Below are 17,248 nucleotides of genomic sequence, written 5' to 3'. Positions count from 1 at the left end.
AGCCGCCGCTTGGGACATTTTGATTGTTGTGTCGCTTAATCGGGGGTGTGGGCGGCGTCGGGGCAGACGTTCGCGGCGGCCTGCGTGCCGGTTCGCCTCGGCGGGTAAACCCCCATAGACCGATCGTTTCCGACTGATCCCGAATGTTCTTACCCCCTACCCAGGAGTAGCGAGAACATGAACCAGTCCGTGGTTGGTATCGCAGAGAATTCTCCGATCGACCGGGTCGGTGATACCTCGTGGGGGAGACCGGTGTCCGGGAAACTCCCCGCGATCCGGGATCTTCCCGCGCATATGTCGTCCCGGCGAGTGTTGTGTTCCTGGCAGCGCCGATTCCTGGCGGTCGCGGCGGCGGTACTGCTACTGCTGCCGGTGCTGGACGCTGTCACCGGCCACGGTGTGCCGGTCTCGGCCCTGGTCCGGGCAGTAGTGGTCGCCGCCTTGGCCGCGAACCTGGTTCGGCTGCTCTATCTGCTGTGGATGTCGCTGGTGGCCTGGCGGGTGCCGAGTGGTTGCCCGGTGGGCGAGCCGCCGCCGGACTCGGAGCTACCCACCTACACCGTGCTCGTTCCTCTCTATCGGGAGGACAGGATCGTGCCGCGGCTGGTCGAGGAACTCGCCGCGCTGGACTATCCGCCCGACCGTCTGCAGATCCTGCTGCTCATCGAGGCGGACGACCACCGGACCCTGGCCGCGGCGGCGAACGTCGGCCCGCCCTTCGAGATCGTGGTGATTCCCGCGGACGGTCCCCAGACCAAACCCAAGGCCTGCAATGTGGGCCTGTCCCGGGCGACCGGCGAGTTGTGCACCATCTACGACGCGGAGGACCGGCCCGACCCCGACCAGCTGCGCCGGGTCGCGACCGCCTTCCTGGCGGCGGGGCCCGAGGTGGTGTGCATCCAGGCCGAACTGCACTACTGGAATCCACACACCAATTGGCTGACGGCGCAGTTCACCGCCGAATACGCACTACGATTCCGGCTGACCGTGCACGGCCTCGAACGCCTGCGCCTGCCCATTCCGCTGGGCGGCACCTCGAACCATTTCCGGGCCCGGGTACTCGCCGAACTCGGCGGCTGGGACCCGTACAACGTCACCGAGGACGCCGATCTGGGGATCCGTATCGCCCGGCGTGGGGGAGTCATCCATGTGCTGCCGTCGACGACGAACGAGGAGGCCAACAGCCGGCTGGGGAATTGGCTGCGTCAGCGCAGCCGCTGGTGCAAAGGACATATCCAGACCTGGCTGGTGCATATGCGCGCACCGCGGGAGTTGTGGCGCGAATTGGGTCCGCTGCGGTTCGCGGTTTTTCATATCGAACTCGGTCTGCCCCTGCTCACCTCGTTGCTCAACCCGTTTCTGTGGGTGCTCGCACTGCTGTTCCTGATCCAGCTCGGTGGATGGGCGGAGGCGATCGCGGCGCCGATACCGGTCGAGCTGGGCCTGGTCGTCGGGACGAGCGCCTATCTGGTGGCGACGATCCAGCTCGCGGTGGCCGCCCGGATCCGGGGTTGTCGCCGCGCGGCCGCCGCCTCGCTCACCGCGCCGGTCTACGCGATGCTGGTCACGGTGGGTACGTACAAGGGGCTGTTCCAGCTGATACATCCGCGCCGCCGGCATTACTGGGAGCACACCGAGCACGGGCTCGTCGACGAGTAACCGCCCGGGCGAGGGCGGGCCCGGGTCATTGCGGATGGGCGAGGCGGCGTAGGAGTGGTGCCGTGCGGGGGCCCACGAGTTCCTGCATCACCAGCGCCATATTCGTCCGGACCACCCCGGGAATCTTCAGGATCTGGCCGGTGATGCGGTAGAGATCATCGGCGTCGCGGGCCACCACCCGGACCGTCAGATCGGTGGGGCCGGTCATGCCGCACACCTCGGTGACCTCCGCGATCTCGGCCAGTTCCGCGACCACGGCGTCGAGCCGATGTTGATCGACCACGACGGCGACGAAGGCCGACAGCCGGTAGCCGAGGGCGCGCGGCGGCACCCGCCGCTCGAACCCCGCCAGCATCCCGGAGGTCTCCCAGCGGGCCAGCCGCGCCTGCACGGTATTGCGCGAGAGGCCGAGTCGCGCGGCCAGTTCCACACCGGTGGCCCGGGGGTTGGCGGTCAGTTCCAGCAGCATCCGGGCATCGGTCGGATCCAGTGTCGGCTCGACGGGCTCACGATTGGTCATATGACGCAGTATGGCACTCCGGCCCGGCCGGAAACCGGGCACTTTGCTCAGTTTCCGGATCGAGACTTGCGCAGATCGCATGAAGGTGGATGCTTGTGTTACAGGCCACATCAGCGCGTGACCCGCGTGAGGAGGCGAGGCCGATGCCCGGCACAACCGAGTATCCGGTGCAGTTGATCCAGCCCGACGGCGCTCGGGTGCACAACCCCGAATATCGGGCGCTGGTCGCCGATATCGGGCCGGACGAACTGTGGGAGCTCTACGCCGACCTGGTGGTCACCCGGCGGATCGATATCGAGGCCGTAGCCCTCGCGCGGCAGGGGCAGCTGGGGTTGTGGGCGCCGTTCCAGGGGCAGGAAGCCGCCCAGGTCGGGTCCGCGCACGCGTTGCGCCCCGACGACTACGTGTTCTGCAGTTACCGCGAAACCGCGGTCGCCTATTGCCGCGGGGTGCTGCCCAGTGCCGCGGCGGCGATGTGGCGGGGGGTCGCCCATTCGTCCTGGGACCCGGCGGCGGTCAATATGACGAACCCGGCGATCGTGGTGGGTGCGCAGGGTTTGCACGCCACCGGTTACGCCTACGCGGCCCAGCTCGACGGCGCGGAGATCGCGACCGTCGTGTACTTCGGGGACGGCGCCACCAGCCAGGGTGATATCGCCGAAGCGCTCACCTTCGCCGCGTCGTGGAGTACGCCGGTGGTGTTCTTCTGCCAGAACAACCACTGGGCCATCAGTGAGCCGGTCGGGCTGCAGAGCGCGACACCTATCGCACACCGCGCGGTCGGGTACGGAATTCCGGCGGTCCGGGTCGACGGTAACGATGTGCTGGCGGTTCTCGCGGCCACCAGGCAGGCGGCCGAACGCGCCCGCACCGGAGGCGGGCCCTCCTTCATCGAGGCCATCACCTACCGGATGGGACCGCACACCACCGCCGACGATCCCACCCGCTACCGGACCGCCGCGGAAATCGAGGAATGGGCCGGCCGCGACCCCATCCTGCGGGTGCGGCGGCTGCTGGAACGCGAGAACCTGTTCGACACCGCCGCCCAGCAGCGGCTGGACGAACGCGCCGACGCCGAGGCCGCGCGGATGCGCACCGAGATCCTGACCATGCCCGACCCCGATCCATCGGCGTTGTTCGAACACGTCTACTCGGCACCGCATCCGCTGCTCGACGCGCAGCGCGCCGAATACGCCGCCTACCTGGCCGACGATCCGGCCGAGGCCGCCGCGCCCGGCCCGCGCGGGGAAGGAGTCCGCTCATGATCACCACATTCGCCGCGGCGCTCAATGCCGGGTTGCGTACCGCTCTGGAGGATGACCCCAAGGTGGTGCTGATGGGCGAGGACATCGGCAGCCTGGGCGGCGTGTTCCGGGTGACCGACGCGCTGCAGAAGGATTTCGGCGACCGCCGGGTCATCGACACTCCGCTGGCCGAATCCGGCATCATCGGCACGGCATTCGGGATGGCGCTGCGTGGCTACCGGCCGGTGTGCGAGATCCAGTTCGACGGTTTCGTCTATCCGGCGTTCGATCAGATCGTCGCCCAGGTCGCCAAGATCCACTACCGGACGCGCGGGAAGGTGCGGGCGCCGCTGACCATCAGGATCCCGTTCGGCGGCGGGATCGGTTCGGTGGAACATCATTCCGAATCGCCCGAGGCCTACTTCGCGCATACCGCGGGGCTGCGCGTGGTGTCGCCGAGCAACCCCGCCGATGCCTACACGATGATCCGCCAGGCCATCGCCCTGGACGATCCGGTGATCTTCTTCGAACCCAAACGCCGGTACTGGGACAAGGCCGAATTCGATCCCACCGCCCCGGCGGAGCTGCCGCTGGACCGGGCCCGGGTCTGCGTCCCCGGGACCGACGCCACGCTGGTGGCCTACGGCGGTACGGTGGCGACCGCGCTCACCGCCGCGAAAATCGGTGCCGAGGAAGGTCTCTCGCTGGAGGTGATCGATCTGCGCAGCCTGGCACCGCTCGATATCGACACCGTCGCCGAATCGGTGGACCGGACCGGCCGCCTGGTGGTGGTGCACGAAGCGCCGGTGACCGGGGGCATCGGCGCGGAGATCGCGGCCCGGATCACCGAACGCTGCTTCTACCGGCTCGAGGCTCCGGTGCGGCGGGTCGGCGGATTCGATATCCCCTATCCTCCGGCTAAGCTCGAGAAGCATCATCTGCCCGACCCGGACCGAATTCTGGCGGCGGTCGACCTCTCGCTCGCGGCCTGAGGTGGCCCCGCCACTCATGAGCCCGGGGTGGCCGAGCCACCCGTGAGCCAGCCGGAGGTGCCCATCGTGGACGACGACGCCGATACCGCAGGGTCCGGCGAGATCCTGGAGTTCCGGCTCCCCGATCTCGGCGAAGGACTCACCGATGCCGAATTACAGAACTGGACGGTCGCGGTGGGCGACGAGGTCGCGCTGAACCAGACGATCGCGGAGGTGGAGACCGCCAAGGCGGTGGTCGCGCTGCCGTCGCCGTTCGCGGGCACCGTGGTGGAACTGCTCGCCGAACCGGGCGCCACGGTCGAGGTCGGGTCGCCGCTGCTGCGGATCCGTGCCGCCGCGGCGCAGGGCAACGGTAAAACCGCGGTTCTGGTGGGTTACGGGCCGTCGGAGGAGAAGCAGACGAGCCGACGGCGGGGTGTCCGGAAACCGTTGGGAGAGAACGTGGCCGGGGAACAGGGCGACGGCGGGGACCGGGCGGTGCGGGAACGCGCGGTGACCTACGAGGCCGGTGTGATCGGTGCGGTGGCGCAGGAGAGTGTGGTGGCGCCGGACAACGCGGACGCGTCGGCGCGGGAGGTGCCGGGTGAGGCGGGTCCCGGGGGAACCGCCGGTGCCGCGCCGCGGGAAACCGGCGCGCCGGCCGCGAACGGCGGGACCGGGGTGGGCTCGCCCGGGCGCGGGGAGTCCGGTAGCGGGCCGCGGACGACCGAGCCCGGGGGCGAGCGGGTCGCGGCGACACCCGGGGCCCGGAAACTGGCGCGGGAGCTGGGCATCGATCTCTGGTACGTCGCGGGTTCGGGGCCGCAGGGGGCGGTGACGGTCGCGGATGTCCGTGGCGCGGTACCGGTTTCCGAGCCGGATCGGCGGCCCCGCGCCGACGACGGTGAACCCGTCGCGGTCGATACGGCCGCGGCCGGGCGTCCGGCCCGCGAGGAGCGGGTGCCGATCAGCGGGATCCGCAAACGCACCGCCGAGGCCATGGTGGCCAGCGCCCGGATGATCCCGCAGGCCTCCACCTCGGTCACTGTCGACATCACCGCCTCATTGGAATTGCTGGAACATCTGCGCGCCACCAAGGCGTTCGACGGGCTCACCCTGACACCGCTGGCCCTGGTCGCGAAGTCGGTGCTGGCCGCGCTCGACGAATTCCCCGGTATCAATTCGTTCTGGGACGAAGCCAATTCCGAGATCGTCACCAAGTACTACGTCAACCTGGGTATCGCGGTCGCGACCGCGCGCGGACTGCTGGTGCCCAATATCAAGGACGCGCAGACACTGAGCCTGCGAGAACTGTGCCGGGAGATCGGCTGGCTGGCGCAGACCGCCCGGGACGGGCGGGCCGGGCTGACCGACCTGCGCGGCGGGACGTTCACCCTGTCCAATGTCGGGGTTTTCGGTGTGGATTCCGGAACTCCGCTGGTCAACCCGGGTGAGGCGGCGATTCTGTGCCTGGGCGCGGTGACCCCGAGGCCGTGGGTCTTCCGCGACGAAGTGGTCGTCCGGTCGGTCCTCACCCTCACCCTGAGTTTCGACCATCGGATGATCGACGGGGAGCTCGCCGCGCGCTTCCTGGCGGCCGTCGCCGGTCTGCTCGAGGACCCGCTGACCCTGCTCGCCCGCATCTGACCGGGATCGCCGCCACCACAGACACCCGTGTCCGCGTGGACTTCACAGTCCGCCTCCGCGTACGGTGACGAAAATCCGATCCAGACGTTTGGACGAGGAGCTGCGTTGAACGCGGTACTGATCTCGGCGGATGAACTCCGGGAAGCGCCGGGCGAGAATCTGCGCCTGCTGGATGTGCGCTGGCAACTGGGCGACCCCGAGGGGCCCCAGCACTATCAGAACGGGCATATCCCGGGCGCGGTGTTCGTCGACCTCGACACCGAACTGGCGGCCCTGCCGTCTCCCGCGCACGGCCGGCATCCACTGCCCGATCCGGCGCAGCTGCAGAAATGCGCGCGCAGCTGGGGGTTGTGCGCGGGCGATCCGGTGGTCGTCTACGACGAGCTCGGCGGTATGTCGGCGGCGCGGGCGTGGTGGCTGCTGCGCTGGGCGGGGATCGCCGATGTCCGGATCCTCGACGGCGGGCTGCCGGCCTGGCTGCGCTGCGGCGGCGAGCTGGCCACCGGGGTGGAGCCCGATCCGGTGCCCGGCGATATCGAGCTCGACCCGGGCCGGTTGCCCGTTATCGACGCCGATGCCGCCGCCCGCTGGCGCGGGGTGCTGCTGGACGCGCGCGCCGCCGAGCGATACCGCGGCGACCTGGAGCCGATCGATCCCCGCGCCGGGCATATCCCCGGCGCGATCAGCTTGCCGACCAGCGAGAATCTCGGCGAGGACGGCTGCTTCCTGCCTGCCGAACTGCTGCGTGAGCGGTTCGGCGGACTCGGCGCGGAGCCGGTGGCCGTGTATTGCGGGTCGGGTGTGACCGCCGCGCACGCCATCGCCGCACTCGCCGTGGCCGGGGTACCGGCGGCGCTGTACCCGGGTTCGTGGTCGCAGTGGGCGCATGATCCCAAACGGCCGGTGGCCACCGGAGTCTGACGGCGGCTATCCGCAACCGGCGGCGATATCGCGCAGGGTCGCGTGATCGGCGGCGGTCACCGGGAGTGTGTAGCGCAGCGCCACCGTGAGATATCGGCCGGCGTAGTAGCAGTGCCCGGGCCGGGAGGGCGGAAGCCACTGCGCGGGGGTGCTGTCGCTTTTCGCGGTATTGGTTGCGCGGTCGGTGACCTGCAGGTTGTAGTCGATATCGTTGGCGAAGCGAATGCGCAGCGGCAGCGGCCATGCCGACGCGCCGAGATCCCAGGCGGCGGCCAGCGGATAGATATGGTCGACCGGCAGCTGCCGGGCCTGTTCCCGGCGGAACGCGACCAGGGTGCCGGTATAGGGATCGGCCAGGGTGCCGGATTGCACGACACAGCGCCCGGAACCGGGCCGGTAGCCGACCGCGGTGAGCTGGCGGGCCAGCACGTTGTTGCGGGTATCGCAGCCGTCCCGGCCGCCGGGGCCGTCGTGATCGTCGGACCAGGCGGGCCCGAATACGCACCCCTGCCCGGCCCCGCAGTCGCGGTCGTAGCCACCGGGATGCGGCCGCGCCGGTACGACCCGGACGGCGGCGAGTAACTGTTCGAGCCGGTCGCGCCCCGGACTTCCCGGTGCCGAGGCGGAGCCGGGTAGGACCGCGCAGGCGCCCAGCGCGGCGAGCAGGGCGAGAGTGGACAGAATCGCGGTAGCCGCGTGAATGATCCCCCGTGTCATCACCTCTGCCGGTATACCGGATCCCTCCGACAACTATCGGGATCCCGGGCAGCTGCCGAGATCCCGGGACCTGCCGCCGGGTTCACAGCCAGGCTCTGGCCAGCAGTTCGTCGTTGGCGACCCCGCTGGTGCGCGGCGGGAAGCGGGTGGCGGCCAGTGAGTCGACGTGCAGCCCGTCGTGGCCGATCACCCACGAGCCGCCGCTGTCGGTGCATTCGGCGATCTTGGCGAAGGTGGTCAGCAGGAAGGCGATCGCTTCCTCGGGATGCGGGGTGCGGGCCAGACGCTGGGATTCGCCGGGGCGGGAGAGATCGAGCCATACCCCGCACTGGCCGTCCAGCCGCATACCGACGATCTTGCCGGCGTCGACGAAGGTGAATTTGCGCCGCTCCCACGGTGTGGTCGGGGTGTAGCTCTGCTCGAGTACCTGGAGCAGAATCGTCATGCTGCTGTCCTCCGCTGTTCGATGGCACCACTGTGTGAGGGATCCGTGTTCCCGGGCCGGATGTGCCGGACGCCGCGGGTCGACCGCCGGGGGCAGCATGTTCCGCCGGCGAGGCGCTACGGCCTCGACGGGCGCGTATATCTGCAATGACCAGCGGATATCCCCAGTATGTGCCGTCGGTGTGGATAAATCCAGGCACCGCCCTGGTGCGCCGTCCGGATGCGGGAAACCCCGGTGGACCGGACGCGCGCCGGGGCGCCGGGGCGGACCGGGCCGGGGGCGTCGCGGCCTGTCGGGGCGTGCTGATTTGATGTGGATATGTTGCACGGACTGTGGTCGCCCGGTTCCGGGCTGCTGCTGTGGCGTGCGCCCGGCACCGGGGACGGCGGCGCCGTCCCCGGCCTGCTCGGATCGGTTCTCGCCGAATCCCGGTTCCGGCATCGGGCCGAGGTGCTGATCGTGGACGAGGCGGGGTCGCGGCGGGAGACCGTCCGGGCGCATGCGCTCGCGCCTGCCGCCGCGGCCGCGGCGTTGCGGCAGCGGCTGCCCGCCGAGGCCGTGGCGGGCGACCTGAGGTTTCTGGGTCATATCGCGCAGGGGCTGGAACGCTGGGTGCGGGCGGGGATGGTGGTGCCGTCGCTGCGCCGCGACGACGGCGAATGGTGGGCGCGCTGGCAGCTCGCCGGCGGTTCCGGGCAGCGGGCCTGGCTCGCCGAACTGGCCGCGCTGCTGCCCCCGGCGCTGCGGGTGGCCGGCGAACCGGGCGAGGTCCTCGACGATCTGGTCACCGAACTGACCGACCCGCTGGTGCGCGAACTACTGGCGCCGCATCCGCATCCGCATCCGCTGATCCACGCGCTGGCCACCGATGTCCCGGTGGAAACGGGCAGCCACCAGGTCGCCGAGGTGCTGCGTCAGTGGCGTGAGACCCGGTCGGGGGAGGACACCGAGATGGTGCTCCGCCTGTGCGAACCGGACGCGGAAGCGGCCGAATCGGATGGCGGATCCGTTCTGTGGCGGCTGGAGGTCTGCCTGCGCGCAGACGGGACGGCGCCGCGCCCCGTCCCGGTGCCCGGGCCGGCCGAGGAGATGCGGCTGGGACTGGAGTGGCTGGGCCGGGCGCAGCGGGCCTATCCGCGGCTCCGGGATGTCCCCGGTGACCCCCACAGCCTCGATCTGCTGTTACCGACCGAGGTGGTGGCCGATCTGGTGGCGCACGGGGCGCAGGCGCTGTCGTCCGAGGGGATCGCGCTGCTGCTGCCCCGGGCCTGGAATATCACCGAGCCGAGTCTGCGCCTGCGGGTCGGGTCCACGGTGGCCGCCGCCGAGAGCACCGTCGGATTGGACGGCCTGGTGTCCTACCGCTGGGAGCTGGCCCTCGGCGATACGGTGCTGACCCGGCCCGAGATGCAACGGCTGATCACCGCCCAATCCGATCTGGTGCGGTTGCGTGGCGAATGGGTGCAGGCCGATCACACCGTGCTCGCCGCGGCCGCGAAATTCGTTGCCATGCACAGCGAGGACGCCGAGATCACGCTGTCCGATCTGATCGGCGAGATCGCCGCGAACCCGGTCGGCCGGGTTCCGCTGACCGAGGTCACCGCCACCGGCTGGCCCGCCGCGCTGTTCGATCCCGAGGTCGAGCCGGAACCGGTGTCCCCGCCGAGCCGGCTCAAAGCGCAGTTACGTCCCTATCAGGAACGCGGATTGAGCTGGCTGGCGACCATGAGCCGGCTCGGGTGCGGTGCGATTCTCGCCGACGATATGGGTCTGGGAAAGACGGTGCAGGTCCTCGCCCTGCTACTGCACGAGCGGGAGAGCCACGAGAGCACCGCCGATCCGGGACCCACCCTGCTGATCTGCCCGATGTCGGTGGTGGGCAACTGGCAGCGCGAGGCCGAGCGGTTCGCGCCCGATCTGCGGGTGCTGGTGCATCACGGCGCCGGGCGGGCCCAGGGCCGGGACGTGGATGCCGCGGTCGCCACATCGGATCTGGTGGTCACCACCTATGCGCTGCTCGTGCGTGATATCGGCGATCTGTCGCGGCAGCGCTGGGAGCGGGTGGTGCTGGACGAGGCCCAGCACATCAAGAACTCCGCGACCCGGCAGGCGCGGGCGGCGCGGGCACTGCCGGCGCGGCACCGGCTGGCCCTCACCGGCACTCCGGTGGAGAACCGGCTCGAGGAGTTGCGGTCGATCCTCGATTTCGCCGTGCCCAGGCTGCTGGGCAGTCCGCAGACCTTCCGCGCCCGGTTCGCGGTACCGATCGAACGGGAGAACGATCAGAACGCGGTGACCCGGCTGCGCACGGTGACCTCGCCGTTTCTGCTGCGCCGGGTGAAAACCGATCCGGCGGTCATCAGCGATCTGCCCGAGAAATTCGAGATGACGGTGCGGGCCAATCTCACCGTGGAACAGGCGGCGCTCTACCAGGCGGTGGTGGAGGACATGCTGGAGAAGCTGCGGGATGCCAAGGGTATGGCCCGCAAGGGCGCCGTCCTGGGTGCGCTCACCCGGTTGAAGCAGGTCTGCAACCATCCGGCGCATTTCCTCGGCGATTCCTCCGCGGTGCTGCGCCGCGGCGCACACCGCTCCGGCAAACTCGCGCTGGTCGAGGATGTGCTCGACTCGGTGCTCGCCGAAGGGGAGAAGGCGCTGCTGTTCACCCAGTTCCGGGAATTCGGCGAGCTGATCGCGCCGTACCTCGCCGAACGGTTCGGCAGTGCGATCCCGTTCCTGCACGGCGGGGTCGCCAAGGCCCGGCGCGACGCGATGGTGGACCGGTTCCAGGACGAGCACGGGCCGCCGATCATGCTGCTCTCGCTCAAGGCCGGGGGTACCGGGCTGAATCTCACCGCCGCGAATCATGTGGTGCATCTGGACCGCTGGTGGAACCCGGCGGTGGAGAATCAGGCCACCGACCGTGCCTTCCGGATCGGTCAGCGCCGCGCGGTGCAGGTGCGCAAACTCGTCTGCGTCGACACCATCGAGGAACGTATCGACGAGATGATCGCCGGGAAGCGGGAACTCGCCGACCTGGCGGTGGGGGTGGGCGAGAACTGGATCACCGAACTCGGTGACGCCGAACTCGCGCAGTTGTTCACCCTCGGATCCGAGGCGGTGGGCGAGTGACCGACTTCCGTGAATTCGGTAAACGCCGGCCGGTTTCCGGTGGGGTGCCCGCCCGGAGCAGACGGGGCGGATTCGCCCGGACCTTCTGGGGCCGGAGCCTGCTCGACGCGGTCGAGCGGCTCGCCGAGCCCGGCCGGATATCGCGGGGCCGCACCTACGCCCGGGCCGGGCAGGTGGTGAGTTACACGATCGAGCCCGGTGCCGTCCGCGCCGAGGTGCAGGGCAGCCAGCCACGCCCGTTCACCACGACCTGCGATATCCGCCGGTTGCGGCCCGACGAGGTGGAACTGCTGATCGAGTTGATCCGCTCGGCTCCGGGCATGCTGGCCCGCGTCGTCTCCGGCGATCTGCCCCGTGAACTCGCACCGCACCTGATCCCGGAGACCGCCGCCGATATCGATTTCGGGTGCACCTGCCCGGATCCGGGGTGGCCGTGCAAACACGCCGTCGCGGTCGCCTGCCTGCTCGCCGAACGCCTCGACGAGCATCCCCGCGACCTGCTGACACTGCGGGGGCTGGGTATCGACGCGCTCATCCGCGGTATCGAGGCGTCCGCGCCGGATCCGGGCGAGCCCGCGGACCCCTACGGGGAGGCCCTGGAGCTTCCGGCGCTGCCGACACCGGAAACGCAGCCCGCGCCCGACGATCTGGATCCCGCGCTGCTGCGCCGGGCGCTGCGGATGCTGTGCGCGGACGAGACGGACGCGGCGGCCGGTGGGCGGGCGCTGGTGGTCATGTACTCGGAGATGACGGGGCGCTAGGGGCCGGCCCGGCTGCGGACCGCGGTCAGTCCAGGCCGTAGACCCGCCGGGCGTTGTCGCGGAAGACCGGCAGGACGAAATCGGTCCCGCCGAGGCGGTCGGACAGCACCGCCGCGACGGTCCGGGCGCTTCCCGTGATCGAGGTGATGGGCCGGTCGACCGGGAAATTGGATCCCCAGATCAGGCGGTCGACTCCGAACACTTCCAGTGCGTGTGACAGCAGTGGAGCCACGCGGTCGGTGAGTTCGGGAACGGGAGTGGGGTGCCCCGGCCGGGGCACCGGATGCCCCAGAATCGGCATCATCAGCCCGCTGACCTTGGCCACCACCTTCGGTAGCCCGGCCAGGTCGGCGATATCGTCGCGCCAGCGCTCGAAGATCGTGCGGCGGGCGGCGGCGTCGAGTCCGGTGTGTTTGCCGACCCGCCCGAAGATCCCGGCCGGGGTGCCCAGATGGTTCAGCACGATCGTGGCCTCCGGATACCGCCGGGCCAGCGCTACGAGGTCGGGGAGCTGATGCGAGTACACCCAGGCCTCGAAGACCAGGTCCCGTTCGACGAGGGCGGCGAAACCGTCCAGGAACGCCGATGTGCGCAGCGCCCCGGGCGCGGCCGCGAAACTGCGGATGCCGGTGTCGGGGTGGTGGGCGACCATACTGCGGACCCCGCGTACCAGCGGCGACGCGGAGCGATGGGCGTCGAGCAGTTCGGCGAAACCCGGGGCGGCGGGGAAACCGCTCGCGCTCACCGCGGCCAGCGCGGGGGTGTCCACACCGAACGGCAGGGCGGTGACCCAGCGGGTCTCCTCGACCTTCGGCCCGGTCCATTCGACCTCGATGTGCACGACCGATTCGACGGGCAGCCCGGCGGCGTCGGTGCGGTAGTCGGCGGGCAGATAGGGCGCGAGATATGCCGAGGGCTCGCCGACGAATTCCCGGTCCCGGCGCGGTGCCAGCCGGACGGCGAGACCGAGCGGGACCGGTAGTGCCCGCATCAGTTTCGCGGTGCGGCTGAACTCGCGCGGGTTGGTGAACGGATCCCATTGATGGATATGCGCGTCGATGATCCGGATATCGCCGATGTCCATCCGCTGCAGGCACCTCCCGCGATCGCCGTCGGTTGCTGGCGCGAGCCTAGCGCGTGGGCGCGCCGGGCGGGGCGGGTTCACTCGTGCCCCGCGAGCGGGTTCTCTCGCGGCCCGGTGGGTCCGCGCCCGGGACTGCATACTGGGTGCTGTGGCCGAAGCGGATTCGGCGCCCGGAGCGTCGCACAGGGAGCCGGGGACCGATTCGGATCCCGGACGGGTCGAGATGGTGAAACCGGCGGCGGGAGCCGCGACCGGGGAGCCCGGAGCCGGGTCGGAAACAGCGGGGACCGGCGAAGCGGCGGATCCGGATCGCACCCCGCCCGCGCTGCGCGACCTGGTGGACCAAGGCGTCCTCGACGAGACCCAGCTCACCGCGGTGGTGTCCGCACTGGCGAAGCCGCCGCCGCGCCCGACTCCGGCCCGGCTGCTGGCCGAGATCGCGGCCTACGCCGGAGCGGGTCTGTTGCTCAGCGGGTTGGTACTGATCCTGGTGGAGTCCTGGGACGATATGGCCCGGCTCGGCCGGGTGATCCTGTTCTTGCTGGTCGCCTTCGGCGTGACGGTGGCCGGGGTGGCGACGGCCGGTGGCCGGTCGGTGCTGTTCCGTGCGGCGTGGCGCCGGGGCCCGGGGACGGGCCATACCGCCCGGCTGCGGCTGGCCATGGTGCTGTTCGCGCTCGCGGCGGCCGCTGTCGCCGCGGCGGCGGGGTCGGCCTACGACGACGGCGGTGGGGATACCGCCTGGGTCGGGGCCGCCGGGGCGGGGTTGGTGGCCGCTGTCGCCGGGTACGCGGCCCTGCCCTCGCTCCTCGGGCTGCTGCTGTGTGCAGGTTTCGGAGTCGCCCTGGTCGTCGGTGTGCTCGACGAGATACTGGAGATCGACGACGACTGGGTGGGTCTGGGTGTGCTGGCGCTGGGACTGGTCTGGCTCGGCCTCACCCGGGCGCGGTGGGTACTGGAGGTATGGGCCGGGTATCTGGCCGGCGTCGTGCTGGCGGTCGCGGGCGCGCAGACCGTGCAGGCGATCGATTCGACGCGGGCGGCGTACGTGCTGACCGCGGTGGTGGCGGCGGTGTGTTTCGCGGTGTACGCCACCGATCGGTCCTGGGTGCTCGTCCTGGGCGGCGCCGGGGCGCTGACCCTGGCCGCGGTGGAGGCGGTCGGGGATTGGACCGGGGAATCGGAGGGGGCGTCCGGGGCGATCCTGGTGATCGGCGCGGTGATTCTCGGGATCGGCAGCTATCTGCTGACGCGCTCGGCGAAGAATTCCGGATAGCCGGCGCCCGGCGGGGTATTTTCGCAGTTCGCGACCCTGTTTCGGGTAACTCTGGTCTGTAGCCGGGCCCGGGTGTATCGTTTTGCTTGGACGTCCAACTATTGGAAGCCCGCAAGAATGATCTTCGTGTGACGGACGGCCGCAGCGCCGCGCCCGCCACCCCGACACGAGGCAGGTATCGCATGGCTCGAGAACTCACACATTTCATCGGTGGAAAGCACGTCCCGGGCACCTCGGGCCGGTTCGGTGATGTCTTCGACCCGAATCTGGGCCAGGTGCAGGCCCGGGTGCCGCTGGCGAGTAAGTCCGAGGTCGAGGCCGTTATCGCGAATGCGGAAGCCGCGCAGAAGGGCTGGGCCGCGACCAACCCGCAGCGGCGTGCCCGGATCCTGATGAAGTTCCTGAGCCTGGTCAACGACGAGATGGATTCGCTTGCCGCGCTGCTGTCCAGCGAGCACGGTAAGACCATCGCCGACGCCAAGGGTGATATCCAGCGCGGCCTCGAGGTCATCGAATTCGCCGTCGGTGTCCCGCACCTGATGAAGGGCGAGTACACCGAGAGCGCGGGTACCGGTATCGACGTGTACTCGATGCGCCAGCCCCTGGGCGTGGTCGCCGGGATCACCCCGTTCAATTTCCCGGCCATGATCCCGCTGTGGAAGGCCGGCCCGGCGCTGGCCACCGGTAACGCCTTCGTGCTCAAGCCCTCCGAACGCGACCCGTCGGTCCCGCTGCGGCTGGCCGAGCTGTTCCTCGAAGCCGGGCTGCCCGAGGGGGTGTTCAACGTGGTCAACGGCGACAAGGAAGCCGTCGACACGATCCTGCACGACCCGCGGATCAAGGCCGTCGGGTTCGTCGGCTCCACCCCGATCGCGCAGTACATCTACGAAACCGCCACCGCGAACGGTAAGCGCGCCCAGTGCTTCGGCGGTGCCAAGAACCACGCCATCGTCATGCCCGACGCCGATCTCGACGATGTCGCCGACCAGCTGATCGGCGCCGGCTACGGTTCGGCGGGCGAGCGCTGCATGGCGATCTCGGTCGCGGTGCCGGTGGGCGAGGAGACCGCGAACCGTTTGGTGGAAAAGCTCACCGAGCGGGTGCACAAGCTCAACGTCGGCAAGTCCGACGATCCCGGCGCCGACTACGGGCCGCTGGTGGGTCTCGACGGTGTGGATCGGGTGAAGAAGTACATCCAGCAGGGCATCGACGAGGGCGCCGAACTGGTTGTCGACGGCCGCGGCCTCACCGTGGAGGGCGCCGAGAACGGCTACTTCGTCGGCGCGACCCTGTTCGACCGGGTCGGCAAGGAGATGTCGATCTACACCGATGAGATCTTCGGCCCGGTGCTCACCGTGGTCCGCGCGGGCGACTACGAGGAAGCGCTCGCGCTGGCCAACGACCACGAATACGGCAACGGCGTCGCCATCTTCACCCGTGACGGCGATACCGCCCGCGATTTCGCGGCCCGGGTGCAGGTCGGGATGGTCGGGATCAACGTCCCGATTCCGGTGCCGATCGCGTACTACACCTTCGGCGGCTGGAAGCGGTCCGGGTTCGGCGACCTGAACCAGCACGGCCCGGATTCGATCCGCTTCTACACCAAGACCAAGACGGTCACCCAGCGGTGGCCGGCGGGGCTGAAGGAGAGCAACAGCTTCGTCATCCCCACGATGGAATGACCATGTTCACTCTCGATGACGATGAGCGGGCCATCCGCGATACCGCCCGGGAGTTCGCCGACGAATATCTGGCGCCGCACGCGGTGGAATGGGACCAGGACAAGCATTTCCCGGTCGATGTGCTGCGGAAATCGGGTGCGGTCGGGCTCGGCGGCATCTACGTGGACGAGGAGTTCGGCGGATCCGGGCTGCGCCGGCTGGACGCCGTGCGGATCTTCGAACAACTCGCCACCGGATGCCCCGCCGTGGCGGCCTATATCTCCATCCACAACATGGCGACCTGGATGATCGACGCCTACGGCGACGATGACCAGCGCCGCCGGTGGCTGCCCGGGCTCACCGCGATGGATCTGCTGGCCAGTTACGCGCTCACCGAACCCGGGGTCGGTTCCGACGCCGCCGCCATCACCACCCGCGCGGTGCGCGACGGCGACGACTATGTCGTGAACGGTTCCAAACAGTTCATCTCGGGCGCGGGCAGCAACGATGTGTACGTGATGATGGTCCGCACCCAGGACAGCGGGGCCCGGGGCATCTCGACGCTGGTCATCCCCGCGGACACCCCCGGTCTCGAGGTGGGCCCGAACGAGAAGAAGATGGGCTGGAACGCCCAGCCCACCCGGCAGGTGATCCTCACCGACGCCCGCGTCCCGGTCGCCAACCGGCTCGGCGCCGAGGGCGACGGTTTCCGGATCGCCATGAACGGGCTCAACGGCGGCCGCCTGAACATCGCGGCGTGTTCGGTGGGCGGCGCGCAGGCGGCGCTCGAGAAGACCGTGCCCTATCTGGCCCAGCGCAGCGCGTTCGGCGCGCCGCTGCTGAACAACCAGGCACTGCAGTTCGAACTGGCCGATATGCGGACCAAGCTGGAAGCCTCGCGGACGCTGCTGTGGCGGGCCGCGGCCGCCCTGGACGAGGACGCGCCGGACAAGGTCGAACTGTGCGCGATGGCGAAACGGTTCGCCACCGACGCGGGGTTCGAGGTCGCCAACACCGCGCTGCAACTGCACGGCGGTTACGGTTACCTGGCCGAATACGGTCTGGAGAAGATCGTCCGGGATCTGCGGGTGCACCAGATCCTGGAGGGCACCAACGAGATCATGCGGATGGTCGTGGCCCGGTCGATGACTGCCTCGGTGGCGGGCGCGCCATGAGCGGACAGCGCCCGGATGCGCGCGCGAAAGGAAAT

General features: G+C 69.8%; 14 protein-coding genes. 10 read left to right on the top strand and 4 right to left on the bottom strand.

The window, feature by feature from the left end; genetic code table 11:
* The first annotated feature begins 252 nt into the window (after window positions 1–252).
* Window positions 253–1,659 carry a glycosyltransferase gene (locus AB0F41_RS12240; protein WP_357422888.1) on the top strand — a complete coding sequence of 469 codons (1,407 nt, stop codon included), beginning with the start codon at window positions 253–255 and terminating at the stop codon, window positions 1,657–1,659.
* A gap of 25 nt (window positions 1,660–1,684) precedes the next feature.
* Here AB0F41_RS12240 and AB0F41_RS12235 read toward each other — a convergent pair whose 3' ends face one another.
* Complete coding sequence (locus AB0F41_RS12235) at window positions 1,685–2,179, bottom strand: Lrp/AsnC family transcriptional regulator (RefSeq protein ID WP_357422886.1); 495 nt, start codon at window positions 2,177–2,179, stop codon at window positions 1,685–1,687.
* A 143-nt stretch (window positions 2,180–2,322) separates the two neighbouring features.
* On the opposite strand from AB0F41_RS12235, the gene pdhA reads away from it, so the two are divergent.
* The 4 genes from pdhA to AB0F41_RS12215 all read left to right on the top strand — a co-directional run bounded on the left by pdhA (window position 2,323) and on the right by AB0F41_RS12215 (window position 6,962).
* Complete coding sequence (gene pdhA / locus AB0F41_RS12230) at window positions 2,323–3,444, top strand: pyruvate dehydrogenase (acetyl-transferring) E1 component subunit alpha (protein WP_357422884.1); 1,122 nt, start codon at window positions 2,323–2,325, stop codon at window positions 3,442–3,444.
* Window positions 3,441–4,415 (top strand): alpha-ketoacid dehydrogenase subunit beta, encoded by a 975-nt coding sequence (locus AB0F41_RS12225; RefSeq protein ID WP_357422882.1) that lies wholly within the window; start codon window positions 3,441–3,443, stop codon window positions 4,413–4,415. The genes pdhA and AB0F41_RS12225 overlap by 4 nt, the downstream gene beginning before the upstream one ends.
* 66 nt (window positions 4,416–4,481) lie before the next feature.
* Window positions 4,482–6,041 carry a dihydrolipoamide acetyltransferase family protein gene (locus AB0F41_RS12220; RefSeq protein ID WP_357423008.1) on the top strand — a complete coding sequence of 520 codons (1,560 nt, stop codon included), beginning with the start codon at window positions 4,482–4,484 and terminating at the stop codon, window positions 6,039–6,041.
* A 105-nt stretch (window positions 6,042–6,146) separates the two neighbouring features.
* Window positions 6,147–6,962 carry a sulfurtransferase gene (locus tag AB0F41_RS12215; RefSeq protein ID WP_357422880.1) on the top strand — a complete coding sequence of 272 codons (816 nt, stop codon included), beginning with the start codon at window positions 6,147–6,149 and terminating at the stop codon, window positions 6,960–6,962.
* Between the two features lie 6 nt (window positions 6,963–6,968).
* Here AB0F41_RS12215 and AB0F41_RS12210 read toward each other — a convergent pair whose 3' ends face one another.
* Together AB0F41_RS12210 and AB0F41_RS12205 are read right to left on the bottom strand one after the other, a co-directional pair.
* On the bottom strand, window positions 6,969–7,679 hold the full coding sequence (locus AB0F41_RS12210) for an HNH endonuclease family protein (RefSeq protein WP_357423006.1): 711 nt from the start codon (window positions 7,677–7,679) through the stop codon (window positions 6,969–6,971).
* An 82-nt stretch (window positions 7,680–7,761) separates the two neighbouring features.
* Window positions 7,762–8,124, bottom strand: coding sequence for a hypothetical protein (locus tag AB0F41_RS12205; protein WP_357422878.1), 363 nt, complete (start codon window positions 8,122–8,124; stop codon window positions 7,762–7,764).
* A gap of 318 nt (window positions 8,125–8,442) precedes the next feature.
* Between AB0F41_RS12205 and AB0F41_RS12200 the strand changes: the two genes are divergently transcribed.
* Both AB0F41_RS12200 and AB0F41_RS12195 read left to right on the top strand, forming a co-directional pair.
* Window positions 8,443–11,256 carry a DEAD/DEAH box helicase gene (locus AB0F41_RS12200; RefSeq protein ID WP_357422876.1) on the top strand — a complete coding sequence of 938 codons (2,814 nt, stop codon included), beginning with the start codon at window positions 8,443–8,445 and terminating at the stop codon, window positions 11,254–11,256.
* On the top strand, window positions 11,253–12,017 hold the full coding sequence (locus AB0F41_RS12195; RefSeq protein ID WP_357422874.1) for an SWIM zinc finger family protein: 765 nt from the start codon (window positions 11,253–11,255) through the stop codon (window positions 12,015–12,017). The genes AB0F41_RS12200 and AB0F41_RS12195 overlap by 4 nt, the downstream gene beginning before the upstream one ends.
* Before the next feature lie 25 nt (window positions 12,018–12,042).
* Here the strand turns inward: AB0F41_RS12195 and AB0F41_RS12190 are convergent, their stop codons facing one another.
* The gene (locus AB0F41_RS12190) at window positions 12,043–13,101 is read right to left on the bottom strand and encodes an amidohydrolase family protein (RefSeq protein WP_357422872.1); all 1,059 of its coding nucleotides are present in this window, start codon (window positions 13,099–13,101) and stop codon (window positions 12,043–12,045) included.
* A 148-nt stretch (window positions 13,102–13,249) separates the two neighbouring features.
* Here AB0F41_RS12190 and AB0F41_RS12185 point away from each other — a divergent pair, with 148 nt between their 5' ends.
* The 3 genes from AB0F41_RS12185 (at window position 13,250) to AB0F41_RS12175 (ending at window position 17,213) form a co-directional block, all read left to right on the top strand.
* Window positions 13,250–14,377 (top strand): DUF2157 domain-containing protein, encoded by a 1,128-nt coding sequence (locus AB0F41_RS12185; protein WP_357422870.1) that lies wholly within the window; start codon window positions 13,250–13,252, stop codon window positions 14,375–14,377.
* Between the two features lie 182 nt (window positions 14,378–14,559).
* A complete protein-coding gene (locus AB0F41_RS12180; RefSeq protein WP_357422868.1) occupies window positions 14,560–16,059 on the top strand; it encodes a CoA-acylating methylmalonate-semialdehyde dehydrogenase in 1,500 nt (499 codons plus the stop codon).
* 2 nt (window positions 16,060–16,061) lie between these two features.
* Window positions 16,062–17,213, top strand: coding sequence for an acyl-CoA dehydrogenase family protein (locus AB0F41_RS12175; protein ID WP_357422866.1), 1,152 nt, complete (start codon window positions 16,062–16,064; stop codon window positions 17,211–17,213).
* Window positions 17,214–17,248 lie beyond the last annotated feature (35 nt).

This window comes from Nocardia sp. NPDC024068, assembly GCF_040638875.1.
GTDB lineage: Bacteria > Actinomycetota > Actinomycetes > Mycobacteriales > Mycobacteriaceae > Nocardia.
This window is presented reverse-complemented; position numbering and strand designations above follow the sequence as displayed.